The organism is Pseudonocardia sp. Ae717_Ps2 (assembly GCF_001932475.1).
Taxonomy (GTDB): domain Bacteria; phylum Actinomycetota; class Actinomycetes; order Mycobacteriales; family Pseudonocardiaceae; genus Pseudonocardia.
This window is the reverse complement of the sequence record NZ_MCIS01000001.1, coordinates 4,328,883-4,343,290: the sequence shown is the minus strand read 5'-3', so window position 1 is coordinate 4,343,290 and position 14,408 is coordinate 4,328,883. Positions and strand designations below refer to the sequence as shown.

Annotated in this window: 15 protein-coding genes; 4 read left to right on the top strand and 11 right to left on the bottom strand. The window is 69.6% G+C overall.

The window, feature by feature from the left end:
• Positions 1-19: 19 nt before the first annotated feature.
• Both Ae717Ps2_RS19975 and Ae717Ps2_RS19970 read right to left on the bottom strand, forming a co-directional pair.
• Positions 20-370: a WhiB family transcriptional regulator gene (locus Ae717Ps2_RS19975; RefSeq protein ID WP_083702444.1), complete on the bottom strand. Its 351-nt coding sequence runs from the start codon at positions 368-370 to the stop codon at positions 20-22.
• Between the two features lie 113 nt (positions 371-483).
• Positions 484-906, bottom strand: coding sequence for a plasmid replication, integration and excision activator (locus tag Ae717Ps2_RS19970; RefSeq protein WP_075333751.1), 423 nt, complete (start codon positions 904-906; stop codon positions 484-486).
• A 232-nt stretch (positions 907-1,138) separates the two neighbouring features.
• Here Ae717Ps2_RS19970 and Ae717Ps2_RS19965 point away from each other — a divergent pair, with 232 nt between their 5' ends.
• The gene (locus Ae717Ps2_RS19965) at positions 1,139-1,981 is read left to right on the top strand and encodes an AAA family ATPase (RefSeq protein ID WP_075333750.1); all 843 of its coding nucleotides are present in this window, start codon (positions 1,139-1,141) and stop codon (positions 1,979-1,981) included.
• Between the two features lie 1,344 nt (positions 1,982-3,325).
• Here the strand turns inward: Ae717Ps2_RS19965 and Ae717Ps2_RS19950 are convergent.
• The 9 genes from Ae717Ps2_RS19950 to Ae717Ps2_RS19910 form a co-directional block, all read right to left on the bottom strand.
• Positions 3,326-4,492, bottom strand: coding sequence for a site-specific integrase (locus Ae717Ps2_RS19950; RefSeq protein WP_075333748.1), 1,167 nt, complete (start codon positions 4,490-4,492; stop codon positions 3,326-3,328).
• Positions 4,492-4,698 (bottom strand): helix-turn-helix domain-containing protein, encoded by a 207-nt coding sequence (locus Ae717Ps2_RS19945; RefSeq protein WP_075333747.1) that lies wholly within the window; start codon positions 4,696-4,698, stop codon positions 4,492-4,494. The genes Ae717Ps2_RS19950 and Ae717Ps2_RS19945 overlap by 1 nt, the downstream gene beginning before the upstream one ends.
• A 1-nt stretch (position 4,699) precedes the next feature.
• Complete coding sequence (locus tag Ae717Ps2_RS19940; protein WP_075333746.1) at positions 4,700-6,067, bottom strand: DUF3631 domain-containing protein; 1,368 nt, start codon at positions 6,065-6,067, stop codon at positions 4,700-4,702.
• Positions 6,064-7,002, bottom strand: coding sequence for a bifunctional DNA primase/polymerase (locus Ae717Ps2_RS19935; protein ID WP_075333745.1), 939 nt, complete (start codon positions 7,000-7,002; stop codon positions 6,064-6,066). Before Ae717Ps2_RS19935 ends, Ae717Ps2_RS19940 begins: the two co-directional genes overlap by 4 nt.
• A gap of 198 nt (positions 7,003-7,200) precedes the next feature.
• Entirely contained in the window at positions 7,201-9,444 is a 2,244-nt protein-coding gene (locus Ae717Ps2_RS19930; RefSeq protein WP_075333744.1) for an FtsK/SpoIIIE domain-containing protein, read from the bottom strand.
• Complete coding sequence (locus Ae717Ps2_RS19925; RefSeq protein ID WP_075333743.1) at positions 9,444-10,346, bottom strand: hypothetical protein; 903 nt, start codon at positions 10,344-10,346, stop codon at positions 9,444-9,446. The genes Ae717Ps2_RS19930 and Ae717Ps2_RS19925 overlap by 1 nt, the downstream gene beginning before the upstream one ends.
• A complete protein-coding gene (locus Ae717Ps2_RS19920) occupies positions 10,343-10,666 on the bottom strand; it encodes a hypothetical protein (RefSeq protein WP_075333742.1) in 324 nt (107 codons plus the stop codon). Before Ae717Ps2_RS19920 ends, Ae717Ps2_RS19925 begins: the two co-directional genes overlap by 4 nt.
• A complete protein-coding gene (locus Ae717Ps2_RS19915; protein ID WP_075333741.1) occupies positions 10,663-11,268 on the bottom strand; it encodes a hypothetical protein in 606 nt (201 codons plus the stop codon). Before Ae717Ps2_RS19915 ends, Ae717Ps2_RS19920 begins: the two co-directional genes overlap by 4 nt.
• Entirely contained in the window at positions 11,265-11,537 is a 273-nt protein-coding gene (locus Ae717Ps2_RS19910; RefSeq protein ID WP_075333740.1) for a hypothetical protein, read from the bottom strand. Before Ae717Ps2_RS19910 ends, Ae717Ps2_RS19915 begins: the two co-directional genes overlap by 4 nt.
• A 102-nt stretch (positions 11,538-11,639) precedes the next feature.
• On the opposite strand from Ae717Ps2_RS19910, the gene Ae717Ps2_RS19905 reads away from it, so the two are divergent.
• The 3 genes from Ae717Ps2_RS19905 (at position 11,640) to Ae717Ps2_RS36240 (ending at position 14,365) form a co-directional block, all read left to right on the top strand.
• Complete coding sequence (locus Ae717Ps2_RS19905; RefSeq protein ID WP_075333739.1) at positions 11,640-12,044, top strand: GntR family transcriptional regulator; 405 nt, start codon at positions 11,640-11,642, stop codon at positions 12,042-12,044.
• Between the two features lie 159 nt (positions 12,045-12,203).
• On the top strand, positions 12,204-13,676 hold the full coding sequence (locus tag Ae717Ps2_RS19900; protein ID WP_075333738.1) for a helix-turn-helix domain-containing protein: 1,473 nt from the start codon (positions 12,204-12,206) through the stop codon (positions 13,674-13,676).
• A gap of 278 nt (positions 13,677-13,954) precedes the next feature.
• Positions 13,955-14,365 carry a hypothetical protein gene (locus Ae717Ps2_RS36240; RefSeq protein ID WP_143510419.1) on the top strand — a complete coding sequence of 137 codons (411 nt, stop codon included), beginning with the start codon at positions 13,955-13,957 and terminating at the stop codon, positions 14,363-14,365.
• The last annotated feature ends 43 nt before the right edge of the window (positions 14,366-14,408 follow it).

The window sequence follows — 14,408 nt, the reverse complement described above, 5'->3', positions numbered from 1 at the left end:
TCCGTGGTCGCGTTGGGGCTCATGCCGCAGCCCTCCCCGACATCGAGGTGACAGCGGCAGCCTCGCGGCGGGAGGCGACACGTGCGGTGCGATGCAGACGATCCCGCTCCGCCGGAGTCGTGGCACCAACCACACCGAAACGGCGGGCCGGGTCCTCCACCAGCAACGCCTCCACCAGACAGATCCCACGAACCCGGCAGCGACGGCACACCGCCAACGCAGACTCGGCAGCCCCCGGACGATCATCGACGGGGAAGAACAACCCCGTGTCCATCCCCCGACACGCCGCCCCAGCAACCCAGCTGCGTTCGCCAGCACCGGTCACACCCCCGAGCCGAACGGCAGGGGATGGAGAAAACTCAACGTTCATCTATGCTCGGTGTCCTTCCGAGTCGATCGAGTGCCTGCTACGGCCACAACATGAGACGAGGAAGACCTCGTGGAGGAGCCCGCCACTAACGGGCTCCTCCACACCACACCCGGTCAGGCCGCGTCCTGGTTCTTGCCCGCCTGCCCACGCTGCGGACCAGGGGAGCGCATCCCCGCCGCGCGGAAGCTGTAGGCCACACGCGGACGACCACCCGACTCCTGCACATACGGAGTCACCGTCAGGCCGTCGAACTCCACCGGCCGGAACGGCAACCCCCCAGCCGCCTCCGGCGGCACCGGCTGATGCGCCGCCGCGATCTTCACCACCACCGTCTTCTCCGACCGCCGCGCCTCCGGATCAGCATCCAGCACCGACACAGACCACACCGGCAACCCCGACTCCCGATCCACCTGCTGCACCGGACGCCCCGGCGAAGACTTGTCGAAGTCCCGCACCGCCTCCACCTCCGACACAACGAACGCGCCGCGCGGGAACACATCACCCATCGCCACCACAAACCTGTTGCTCCGTGCCATGCCAGCTCCTCCGTAGTTCGCTCTCTGCGTTCAGCTGCAAGCTCTACGTGAAGCTAGCAGTTGACAGTTAAGCATGTCAACTGAATGGCAACGACCTCTTGACGGGGGTGCTGACCAGCTACAACGCTCGCTGCGTTGGTAGAATTTCCGTGCACCGCGCGCGCCGGGGTGCGAGTGGAACACCGGGCAGCTAGCTAGAGCGGCCGAGCGGGACGGCCAGGAAGTCGAGATCATGGAGCCACTACGACGGACACTGTCGCGGGGCGAGGCGCTGCACGCGCAGATTGCTCGCCACATCGCCAATGACATCTCAGCGGGCCGCCTAATCAACGGCGCGACTCTCCCCTCAACCAAGGCGCTCGCATCCGAGTGGGGAGTTAGCCCCTTCACGATCTCTGAGGCGATGAAGCTCCTTGCTGAGGATGGCCTGATCGTAAACGAGCCGAGGTCCAGGCGGACCGTTCGTGCTCCGAGGCAGGGGCGGCCTGATCTTCGGCGAGACCGCCGCCCGCAAGTGATCTTGATAGGGGGTTATCCAGGTAGCGGAAAATCTGAATTGGCGCGCACTATTGCTCGCGAGGTCGGCTGGGCTGTGATTGACAAAGACACCGTGACTCGCCCGCTAGTGGAACAAGTGCTAGAGGTCCTTGGGCGATCTCCCCATGACCGCGAATCTGCCGTCTACCTCAAGCAGGTGCGTCCTCGCGAATACGAGGTGGTCGCTGCTGTCGTGACCGAGAATCTCCAGTGTGGTAACAGCGTCATCGCTGATGCCCCTTTCTTGAGAGAGTTTTCTGATCCGGCATGGCTACGTCGCACGATTGACTCCCATGCTGCATTCAATGCAGACACCACCCTCGTTTGGGTTGCCTGTGATGCACGGACGATGCATAGCTATCTTCGTCGGCGCGGAGCAGCCCGGGACGCGACAAAGCTTGCAGATTGGGGGGCTCATCTGGATGGTCTCGATCTTAATTTTCGACCTCCGGTCGACCACTTTGTTGTAGAGAACTCTGCATCAAGTGAGCCGCTTCAGTCACAGGCTCGCCGGATCATCGAAAAGATCTCAGTATGACCCGCGGGATTCTGCTCTATGGGCCGCCCGCGGCAGGTAAGGACACTGTCACGGCGGCGCTGACTAGCTGCGATATGCGTTTCCACTTGTTTCGTCGTATAAAGTGTGGTCCCGGTAGAACTGATGGTTACCGGATGGTGGATCGATTGGTGTGCGATAGGCTGACTCGCTCCGGTTGTGTAATTTGGCAGAACAGTCGGTACAGCGCTACCTATATTATTGACAGAGTCGGACTAAGGCAAAGTCTCGCTAGCGGTTGGCCAGTTTTGCATCTAGGTCAGCCGGAAGCCGTTGACGCCGTTGTTGCTGCGACTCCAGAGACTCATTGGCTCGTTCTCGCTCTCTGGTGTCCCCGTGATGTGGCAAACAGTAGATTGCAGCAGCGAGGAAGCACCGACCTCCAGGCGCGGCTCGATGCTTGGGACGCCACGCCACTCTTGCCTCCGCCGGCGACGACTTTGGATACCTCGATGGTCACGCCCGTCGACGCCGCCCACCACATCATCGCTTCTTTCAACCGCCATGATGCGTCCGGTGGCTGACCTCGTTGCCGGCGCTGTTCCGCCCGAGCTGGCTTGCAACACGTCGTCTGCCTAGGTCGTGCGTGTTGCCGAATTGTGCTTTAGGGGATCAAGGCGCCGCCTTCGGCGGCGCGGGGTCGGGCACGCCGCCCCCGCCGCTCGCTCACTACACCTCCGGCCCGTTCGCGGCGGCGGGCTCGGCTACCCGACCCCAAACCACCAGGCAGTCGCCTGAACCCCAGAGAGTCGCCGACGGCACGCTTGCACGATGGTCGCCGGTGCTCCTGCTCCGCGTCGTGTCGCGCCGCTGTCGATGCGGGACCGCCGTCCGTCCGCCCTGTAGGCCGGGCGTGCCGCCCGAGGTGCCTCCGGCGGCCGGGCTCCGCCCGAACCCGACACCGCTCGGAGATCGGGGGGAGTGCGGCAGGGCTGGTGATCTCCTCACGGCGCGCCGAGACGGCAACCAGGCCGAGGGGCGGGGTGCAAGGCTGAACCCCGTGCCTTGCACCCCGCCCCTCGGCCTGGCAGGGGTGAACCCGCGCCGCGAGGAGATCACCAGCAGGGCCGGGCGCGTGGGAAAAAAGACACCCGACGGGGTCTGGTCGTGCAATGAGCGTGCGAGTACTGGCGGACAACCACGGTCACTCACGGTCAGTCGACCGGCGCAGGCCGCGCAGGTGGACAGCGCATTGACCGCAGTCTTCCAAACTGGCTACGCGGGTTCGATTCCCGTCGCCCGCTCAGGTAGGTCTACCAGCCGAAACGGCGCCCACCCCCGATCTTGGGAGGGGCGCCGTTCCTTCTTCGGGCGATTAGCGGGCGATTAGCCGTTCTCGGAGGAGCGGTCGTCGGGCCGCTCCGCAGCCGGGCGAGGCTGTCTCTCGCGCTCGACCATGGCGCCCATCTCGTCGGCGATGCGCCGGTCCCGCTCGGTGCTCGCGTGCTGGTAGATGATCGCGGCTCGCATCGACCCGTGGCCCATGCGGTGCATGAGTTCGCGGGTGGTCGCGCCGGAGTTGGCGGCGAGCTGATTGCCGGTGTGCCGGAGATCGTGGAAGTGGAACCCGACCGGCAGGCCGGCCTTCACCACGGTCTCCGGCCACCGGGCGGCGCGGCCGAAGTTGCCGCGCCGCAGCATCGCCCCGCGCTCGCCCCGGAACACCAGCCCCTCGGGGCCGGCCCCGGCGAACTTCTCGATGTGGGCCCGCAGTTCCTCACGCAGGAAGTCCGGAACGGCGACGTTGCGGACCCCTGCGGCGGATTTCGTAGGTCCGGCTTGCAGCCCTCCCCGGCTCAACTGCGCGAGCTTGCGCCTCACGTGCACGGTGCCGGTGCTCAGGTCGATGTCGCAGCGACGCAGACCGACCAGCTCGCCCCAGCGCAGGCCGGTGAACGCGGCCGCCAGGACGAGTGCCCGGAACCGCTCGGGCATCCGCCCCGCGACGTCGAAGACCTGCTCCACGGTTGCGGTTGTGCGTTCGGGAGTCCGGTGCTCGCCTGCCCCCTTGATACGGCACGGGTTGCGCTTGACCCGGCCGTCGTCCACCGCGGTGTTCATGATCGCTCGGACCAGGCGGTACGCCTTCGCCGTCCGGTCCTCCGAGCGCCCACTGTCGAGCAGGTTCGCCCGCCAGGTCCGGATGGTGCCGGTGGACATGGCGGCGAGTTCGACGGAGGCGAGGAAGGGCTCAACGTGGTTCCGCCAGATGCTCCGGTACTCCTCCCGGGTCCGGAGGCTGATCTTGTGCTCCTCGATCCACGTCGCGCCGTAGTCGCCGAACAGGACGCGGCCCAACGAGGGGTCGGCCCACTCCCCGCGCAGCATCTCGCCCTCGACGACGACCAGCCACTGCACGGCGTCGCCCTTGCGCTCGAACGTCTCCGGCGCGAACTGCCGGCGCCCGTCGGGCGTGAAGTAGCTGGCCTGGTACCGCCCCGACGCTCGCTTGCGCACGTTGCCGAATCGGCGGTGCCCCTTCTTGTTCGCCATCAGGCAGCCACCCGCCGACGGCCGCGCCGAATGGGTTCGACACGGCATCCGGACAGCCACGCGTCCAGGTCGGCCACGGCGAAGCGCACGTGCCGCCCGACTCGGTGGAACGCGATCCGTCGCTCCGCAACGAGCCTGCGGACGAACCGCTCTGAGGTGTTCAGGTACTCGGCCGTCTGCGGCACGGTGAGGTACTGGCTCGCCATGTCAGGCACCCCCGTCGGAGTCGGTTACAGCGGTTACAGCGGTTACGTGCCTGGTCAGGGGCGTAACCGACGAGCGGGGTGTAACCGCAGCGTCGGTTACGGCGGCTCCGCCGGGAGGGTCGTCGGATGGAGGCTCGACAGGGGGTGTAACCGACGGTGCGGTTACGCGCTCGGGATCGGTTACGACCCTGACCTGCGGTGTAACCGGTGTAACCGCAGTAACCGCACCTGCCGGGGTGGGCTCGGTCGCGGGTGGGAGGTAGCGGGCGAACGCGTCGGAGAGAGCGCCGTCGACGTGGTAGCCCTTCGTGACGTGCCCGCCGATGCGCAGTGGGCCGGGGCGGACGCCGTAGCGGGCCAGCTCGCGGGCGAGGCGTCGGGCGTCGAGGGGGCGGCCGTCGAGGTCGGCCCAGCCGGCTTCCTCGTCGGCGCAGAGCCGGCCGATGATGTCGCTGGTCGCCATCCGCTCGGCCTCGTGGGCGGTGAACAGGGCGCGCAGGTCGGCGAGCAGCCGCGTCCCGACCGACGTGCCGGTCTCGGTGGCCTGGCCGACGAAGTGCACGGCGGCGGCGCGGGCGGTGTCGGGCCAGTGCCCGCCGGCGAGGTCGGCGATGGCGAGCAGGGGCTCCCAGACCTCGGCGGCGCGGTCGGTGACCTGTTCGGGCATGACCGGCTCGGCCCCGACCAGCTCGTCCTCCCCGACCCTGTCGAGCCAAGCGGCGAGCTGCTCGCGCAGCGGCGTCGCTTCGTTCTCGACGCGGCGCTCGCGGAACGCTTCGGCGCGTTCGTGCGGGGCGCGGCGGCGCATGTGCACGGTGATCGCTCGGGTGGTGATCGTGGCGGGCATGGCGCCGGCGATCCCGGCCAGCGCGACCGGGGCGAAGACCGGGAACCGTTCGACCTTCATCCGGGAGGCGTCGCCGACGCAGCGGGACACGGTGGCCGAGCGCTTGTATCCGGAGTTGAGCAGGCCGCGCAGGTCCTCGTTGTTCCCGCCGCCCTTGGGGGAGAACACGGCGTCGATCTCGTCGAACAGCAGCGTGACCGGGCCGTCGCAGAGCATCCGGAAGATGGCTGCGGTGGTGATCGAGATGGTCATCTCGGGCTTGCGGACGAGGTACTGCGCCACTTCCAGGACGCGGGTCTTGCCGGAGCCGGGTTCGGCGCTGTCGAGGATGAGGCGCGGGGTCGTGTAGAAGTTCTGGACGGCGTGGGTGTGGGCGTACCAGAGCGCCAGCATCGGGGCGGTGTGCCGGTCGGGGAACACCGAGAACCGGGAGACGAACGCGGCGACCTGGTCGAGCAGCTCGGCCGGCGCGATGGCGGGCAGGTCCGGGACGGCGCGCAGGCCGGCGGGTGTGGTGCTCATGCCGACCGCCGCCCCTCGCCGTGGGAGCGAGCGCTCGACAGGGTGGGCAGCCGGCGCGGCCGGCGGGCGCCGTAGCCGAGTCCGGACGCGATCGTGGCGGCGATGTCGGCGGCGGTGCAGTCGCACGGCCCGTCGACGATGTGGCCGGCCGCAGCGGTCAGGTCCGCGGCGGCCTGGTCGTGGTCGAGCACCCCGGCCCCGACGAGCTGTCCGAGGGCGCGAGCGGCGGTGAACACCGCGGCGTTGTGGCCCCCGCGCCCGGCCGCAGCGACCCGCTGCAGCTCCGCCCGAACGACTGCCGACACGTAGGCCCCGGCGTCGCGCGGCGTGGTGGCGGGCCGCTCGGACGGCGCTGAGATGGCCGTGGCGGGGCGAACGGACAGGTGCCAGACCAACCACCCCGGCAGCGGGGGCGGGTCGGTGTCGTCGAGCAGTTCGTAGGAGCCGTTCGGCAGCCGGCTGCCGGGGGCGAGCACCTGCCCGCCGTGCCCGCGACTGTCGAGCATCGGTCCGAGCGTGCGGGCGGTGTTGCCGAGCCGGACCGCGGGGGCCCGGAAGTACAGGTGCCGGCCGCTGGACGGCGTCGCGACGGTCCAGGTGTCGGGCAGTCCGCTCCGGCCGGCAGCGAGGCCGGCGAGCACGGCGGTGCCGTCGCGGGTCTGGTCGGGGTCGGTCGGCTTGGGGGTGTCGCAGTCGATGACCAGGAGCCGGGAGGGGCCGCAGGCGATGCCGGCGTTGTGGTCGGGGTGGGCGGTGAAGTAGTCCACGATGGTCTCCGGGTGAGTGGTGGCGCGGGACTCCCACGCCGGGATGGCGGGCTGCTTGCGGCCGGGCAGGACCGGGAAGAGGTGCCAGCCGCGGGCAGCGAGGTCGAGCCAGCCGGCGAGACGAGCACGGGCTGCGGGACTGCCGGAACGGTCACTCTGTGTCGACATTCGGGCTCCTGATTTCGGCATGGGTCTAGCGCCGCAGCACCCGCGTGGATGCTGTGTGGAGGGTTTCCCGGTGCGTTCGCCCTGGTGGCGCTATGTTGCTAGCGGGCTGATCAGATGTGGTGTGGCGCGCTAGCGGCGGGTGCTAGGCCTAGCGGGGCTCACTGCTAGTCGCACCCGCCGCCGCGCCGTTCCGTCTCGCTACTCGGTGTCACCGTCGGTGCCGGTGCGCCGCCGCCGTTCTGCGGTCTCCCACGCGGTCGTGATGGCATCGCGGTGGTAGCCGCGCCGGTTGCGCCCGTCGCCGGTCTGGGGGTCGGTGCCCCACACCTGCTTGGGCTCGACCCCGTACGGGCGCAGGGCGGCGGCGAGCGTCGCCGGGGTGGTGCCGGTGTAGGTGGTCGGCCACTGCTCGACCAGCCGGGCGGCGATGACGTCGGACCACAGCCGGTCCTCGCCCGGTGCGAACACCGCCGCGACGTCACCGAGCACCGACCGCGACGGTCCGCCGGTCTGCTCCGTCGTCTCGCCGACGGCGTGGCCGGACAGGGTGCCGGCGGCCTCCCGCAGCGCACCGGCGCGCGCGGCGATGGTCTCCGCGGCGGGTGCGTCGATGTAGGCCGAGCGCACGATCTGCGGCTCGTCGGCGGCGCCGACGAGGTAGCCGATGCCCTTGTCCTTCGCGGTGAACGTGGTCGCCCGGATGCCGTTCTTGTAGGCGCTCGTGCCGAGCACCATGTCGTTCTCGGTCTGGCCCATCACCCGCAGGCAGAACCGGGTCCCGACGTTCGCGCTGACCCCCGTGGGCAGCGACTTCGCGTCCGGGCGCTGCGTGGCGAGGATGAGGATGATCCCCATCGCCGGTCCGCGCTTGATGATGCCGGTCGCGAGCCGGTCGGCCTCGTCCTTGAAGTCGGGGTGGGAGAACAGCTCCTGGCACTCGTCGACCGCCAGGAGGATCGGGAACAGGCCCAGGTCGCGGCGCCCGGAGATCTGCGGGGTGACCTTGTTCTCCGGGCACAGCTCCCGCGGCAGCTCCCGGATGCGCTTGGCCCGGGTGTTGAGCTCGGCGTACAGCTCGCGCAGCGATTCCATCGCCAGTTCCAGCGTGGCGTCGTCGGCGCCGGAGGCATAGCGGTGCGCGCACCCCTCCATCGGTGACAGGTCCCCGGTGCCCTTCAACTCGAAGATCCGCAGCTGTGCGGTCGGGTCCAGGGCGCAGGCCAGCAGCAGCACCCGCAGCGCGAACGTCTTCCCCACCCGCGGCATCGCCCCGATCAGGACGTTGGAGAACATCAGCAGCAGCGACACCGACCGGCCGCGCTGGTCGGCCCCGAACGGGACCGGCTTGAACAGGTCCACCTCGCCGTGCGCGGCGAGCGGCCACGGGCGCGGGCGGGCCTGGCTCATGTCCTGGTCGCCCACCCACAGCACGAGACGGCCGGCGTGGGCGTCGTGCGCGGGCTCGGGCCACACGCAGCCCAGCGGGCGGCGCAGGCCGGACGCGAGCCGGTCGCGGCGCTCGACGATGTCGGTCACCGTCACCCCGAACGGCAGGTCGACGTCCGCGCGCCAGCCCGGCCCGTCACGGGTGATCGGCGCGGGGAACGTGATCCCGTTCGGCCCCTTCGCGAGCGCCTTGTTCATCTCGCTCAGACCGAGCGCGCCCAGGGCGCGAACGACCATCTCTGAGGTGAGCCGCGTCGGCCGGTGGGTGACGACCGACCGCCCGGTGACCGGCTTGTCGGCCGGCGACCCGACCCAGCCGAGCACCAGCACCCCGGCGACCAGCAGGATGGCGAGCAGCCACGGCGGCGCGAAGGTCCACAGCGCCACCAGGGCACCGGCGCCGCCGAGCACCGCGGCGGCGAGCAGCCGGCGCCGGACCGTGATCCGCTCGGCGCGAGCAGCGGTCAGGCGCAGGTACTGGTCCGGCTCACCGGAGCGGATGGCCTGCTCCCGCAGCGGGCGGGACTCGGCGTCGCCGGCCCAGCGGGCGGCGCCGGCGACCGCGGTCACCGCGCCGCGCGGGGCGCGGGCCGTGGGGCGGGCGGCGTAGAGGGGCGCTCGGACGGTGTGGAACCCGGTGGAGTGCCACGCCCACCCGGCGGCCCAGCGGGCGGCGGCCGCGATGTCCTCCCGGCTGCGCAGCCACGGTTCCACGACCGGGCGGCGGGACACCTCACGGCGCCACGGGAGCGCCAGGTCCGTGCCTGCGGGCGGGTCCACCGCGACGTGCTGGACGTCGGTGTCGTCGATGATCTCGCCGTCGACGACCGTCGGGCGTGCCGAGCGCTCGACAGGGTCGGCCGAACGTGGGCGGAAGTTCAGCACCCGGGCGCCGGTCCCGCCCTCGTCGTGAACGGTGTCGGGCGCGGGCTCGTGAACGGCCGCGGTCGCTGGTGTCTGCTCATCGGTGTTCGGTGTGTGCGGGTGGTCGGCCATCACGCAGCCACCTCCTCGCCGGCCACCGGCCGGCGGTTGTGGGAACGAGCGGAGTCGATCGACGCGGGCGCAGCCCGCAGGGCGGCGGCGACCTTGACGCTGGTGCCGGCCGAGCAGCCCGTCACCTGCCGGCACCACGCCGGGGTGACGTCGACCTGCTCGCCGGCGTGCCGGGCACTGTCGAGCGCTTCGGACGCGGCCCGGACGTAGTCGGCCAGCAGCCGACGCGGCCGGGCCGCCGCCTTCCGCCTGCCACCGCCGCGCGACGCCCGTACCGGTGCCGCCGCGATTCGCGGGGCAGGCTCGGCGACCGGCTCGTGAACGTCCGGCTCGGCCGAGTCGTGAACCACCGGAGTCGGCTCGGCGGTCGGGACCGGTCCGGCCGTCACCGCGCGGTGCACGGCCTCGGTCAGGCGGTCACGCAGGACTGGGCCGGTCTCGGCGGTCGCGAACACCACCAGCGGCGGCACCGAGTGCAGCACCACCCCGGCCGCGGAGAACGGCGCGTCGCCCAGGCCCCACGACGTCCAGGTGTTCATGACGTAGGTGGCGGCGAAGGTCAGCCACTTCGTCCGCCGCGCCCATGTCGGCAACGCGACCTGGTAGCGCGCGGTGACCTGCTCGGCGCGCAGCACCGCGAGCAGCACCAGCGACACCATCGGGTCCAGCAGCCACGCCACCCACCACGCGGCCGACCACGTCGGAGCGCCGGCGGCGGCGAAGCTCTGGACGTTGACCATCGTGAACGCCAGACCGAGCACGATTCCGGCCCACAGCAGCCCGTCCACCTGCGCACGCACCCGCTCGACCCGCAGCGCGATCACGTCCGGATCGGTGGTCAGCGCTCGTACCCGGGCAGCGTCGGCGGCCTGCTCGGCGAGGCGCTCCACCGCGGCGCTCATCGGACACCCCGCGACGAGACGCGGACGACGTCGTCAGGACCGGCGAGCATCCGCGCCACGGTCACCCCGGCGATCAGCGCCGGGACGCCGAGCACGATGACCCACGCGATCGGGTCGGCCGAGAGCTTCACGACCACCCACTGCACCCCGACCACCACAGCCGCGGTCATCACGATCCGGGCGGCGTTGTTGCCGGTACGGCCGGCGTGGTGGATCGACTTCTGCACCTTGCGTCCGGCCCGGGCACCGGCCGCCCACGACCACATCAGGACCAGCCCGGCCAGGACACCGAGCGCGACGGCGATCGTCTGCCCGCTCACCGCTGCTCACCCCCGGCCGGGGTGGCGGGCCGGGGCCCGTTCGGCTCTACCATCGCGGTCTCCTCACGTGCGTTCTGCTGGTGGGGGAGAGCCAGCCCGGCGGCTACATCCGCCAAGATCCCGTCGCCGGGCTGGTGCTCACTGCGGTTCCCGTTGCGGCGTGCCGGCTGCGGGCGCAGCTCGCCACGTTCGAGCGCGGCGATGTATGCGTCCGCTGCGCGCTCATCGGCTCGTCTCGATGCCGCGTCCGCCTGGGTCACGTGCCGGTCGTCGACGTGGTCGCAGCGCCGGCACGTCCGCCACTCCCACCCGCAGCCCTCCCACGAGGTCGGGTCCTGCCACGGCTCGCAGGTCGAGTGCTCCCACAACGCCCCGTCGCAGGCACACGCCCGCCACACCGGGGCGGGGCCGAAGTCGTGACCGAGCAGCCGGCACAGCGCCGGGTCGGCACACGCCGGGCACAGCAGCCGGCCGGACAGCCGGACCACCCAGCCGGCGGCGCGGGCCGCCGCCAGTCCGTCGGTCGTCGTCCGCACCTGGTCGGTACCGGCCAGGGCCATCGCGCAGTCGTCGCAGCCGACGGTGATCCGCAGCGCGATCACGCTGCCTCACCTCCGTAGCTCGGTGCGGGCGCGGTGACCTGCGCTGCTCGGGTCATCCGGGTCATGGCCCGGCGGGTGCTGCGCCGGCGCCGGCGCTCGGCCAGCTCCACCAACGCCCCGTCCACCGGGGCCGGTCGCGGGATCGGGGCCGGGCCCCACTCCTCGGCGATGACGCGGTCCCAGAACTCGTGCAGCGCATCGCGCTGCTCGTCGGCCAGGGGCACGGTGCAGTCGTCCAGCTCGGCGGTCTCGTGTCGATCCGTGTGCATGACGCTCCGATCCGTCTTAATACGGTTGCTGCGGTTGCGACGGTAAGGCCCGACTGTCGCAACGTCAACCGCCGTCTTGAGACGGCGAGTAGCCTCGCCGGCATGGCTGCGCCCGACCCCGAGCCCGACGACGCCGAGCCGCGCCACGCGAGCCACCGCGTCGCCGAGCTGCTCGCCCGTGACATCGACGCCGGCACCTACGGGCCGGGGGAGCGGCTGCCCTCCTACCGGCAGATCGCGACCGACCACGACATCGCCGTGAACACCGCACAGGCGGCGGTGCGGCTCCTCGTCGCGTCCGGCCGGGCCGTCGTCCGGCCCAGCAGCGGGGCGTTCGTCGCCGACGAGCCGGCCGGCGCGACCCGGACCACCGCGGCGGACCGGCTCGAACTCGCCGCGCTGCGCGACCAGGTCCGCCGGGCGAAGGCCACGCTCAACGATGTCGAACGAGCCATCGGCGAGATGCTCGACCGGGCGCCGGCGTCGGGTTCGGACTCGGGTTCGTAGTGCTCGTCTCGGTGCCATGAACCGAGAATCGAGTCTCCGGACAGAGGAGTCCAAGGACCCTCTGACCTACCCCGTGACCTGCTAGGACTACCAGGCATAAGCACTGGTCGGAGCCCGCGTCCGCGGGGCCGGCGCCCGAGAGGAAGGCGGAGAATTCTCGTGCCAGACGAGCCGTGGCTGTCGTCCCCCGCGTCATCGGAGCTGGAACTGAACACCGACCTGCTCGGCGAAGTCCTGCGCGAGTACCGCCGCGCCAACAAGATCAACCAGGCGGACCTGGCCCAACTGCTGCACCTGGATCAGTCCTACGTTTCCAAGATCGAGACGGGCAAGCGCCGGGTCACCGACATCGAGATGCTGTTGCGCATCGCCCAGCAGCTCAACATCTCGCCGGCCCGTCTCGGACTGGCGGACGAGCTGCTGCGGCCCGTGGCCGAGCCGTCGGACTCGCGGTTGGTCGGCGACGTCGACCCGGTCGCGGTGAGCCAGGAGAAGTGGCGCCGGACGCGCCGTGCGCTCAACCGGTCCCGCCGGGAGCTGGCCCAGCGGGCAGCCGACCTCTACCAACCCGACGTGCGGGTCGGGGACCTGACGTTCCTGGCGCTGCCGCAGTGGACGCCGGAGCGGCCGATCCCGCTCGACGACATCCGCCTGGAGTGGAGCGACAACCCGCCCCCGGTCAGCATCACCGGCAGTGAGCCGGAAGCAGCGGCCACGCTGCCGCTGCGGGCACCGGGGAAGTCGTTCCCGCGCTACACCTCCGCCGTGCGCTACCTCGACCCGCCGAAGCTGTTCGAGAACCGCACCAGCTACCGGCTGCTCGACGTCGACCTACGCGACGACCCGCGGATGACGTTCGGCCTCGCGGCCTACTTCGACAAGCTCGACATTGCCGAAGCGATCGCGCACGAGATGGCGATTGCGGCCGAGCGCGCCGGCAAGAAGCTCGACTGGGACGAGCTGCCGTTGCGGGCGCTCATCGGTGACCCGTTCGATATGGAACGTCGCTACATCATCCCGGCCATCGAGACGCTGACCTTGCGCCGGAACCGGGAGACCGGCGAGGCAACGTTTCTGCTGCACTGGCGTGATCCGGCGAAGGTCGCCACATCGGCCGGCATCTACGGGCTTATTTCGGCGGGGGAGTTCCAGCCTTCGACGGTCGCGACTCACGACCGCGAGAACGACTTCAGTCTGTGGCGCAGCATGGTGCGCGAGTACAGCGAGGAGATACTGGGTGACCCGGAGCGCGACGGCAGCTCCGGCGAACCTCTGATCTACGATAATTGGCCGCTCTTCAAGGAACTGGAGCGTGCCCGGCAGGACGGGCAGGTGAGGCCGTACTGCCTCGGAATTGGACTCGACACGCTCACGTTGACGGCGACAATCTTGACCGTTGTCGTCTTCGACGAAAACGCCTTCGATGAGCTGTTCGGCGGTGCCGTATCGGTGAATTCCGAGGGATCACTTGTTAGCTTCGCTGACGCCGTCAACGTTACAGACGGCCTACAGTTTACCGAACCTAATGTAAGGCGGCTACTTCAGGATGAGCCTCTCGCCTCGCCTGCAGCCTGCATTCTCCGTGAGAGCCTAAAGCATCGCGATGTACTCCTCCGGTCGAGTCGGCCATGAGTCTAAGATTTCCTGCGGTGGGAGTTTCGTCCGAGCTGCCTCACTGGGCCGATGCTACAACGGCGGTTACTGGAATACTTGCGCTCGTTGGTCTCGTGGTCGGCACTCTCTACGCTCGCTCTACATATCAGAGATCTGTAGGGCGTGAGGTTCGCGAGCAAGCCAGCAAGGTGGCTTTCTGGGGTGAAATATCTGGGAACCAGCTAGCCTTGTGGTATGTGAACACTAGTGGCCTTCCAGTATGGAACGTAAGAGTCGGGCCATCTAAACTTGGAAACTTGGCTATCGAACCTGTGCTTGGACCTGCCGACTCCGCCGTCCCCTTGGATTTCCATTGGGAATGGAAGAATGGAATGATGAGTCCTCTGATTGAGCAGCTTGAACTGATGGACAACTCTAGTGAGCTGGAAGGCGCAAGGTATTCGCTTCTTGCTGGCGCGATGACCGGCGGATACTGGCTCTTAAAGTCCCGCCCGGCGCGAGTAAATGGCCGAGAGTTGCAGTCCAGCGGGATGTATGTGTCGTTCACGGACGCGGCGGGAATTCGATGGGCCCGGGATCCATTCGGGGACCTGTATGTCGATAGTTCTCAAAATAGTCGATTCAATGCTCTGAAGCTGAAGTTCCGGGCTGTCGCGCAGAAGGTCCGCGAGACGTTTGCTGGGATTCGTTTGCGCAGCAAGGGCTAATCGAGATCGTAAGGTTTGGAATCTCGACTGATCCCTCTTAAGG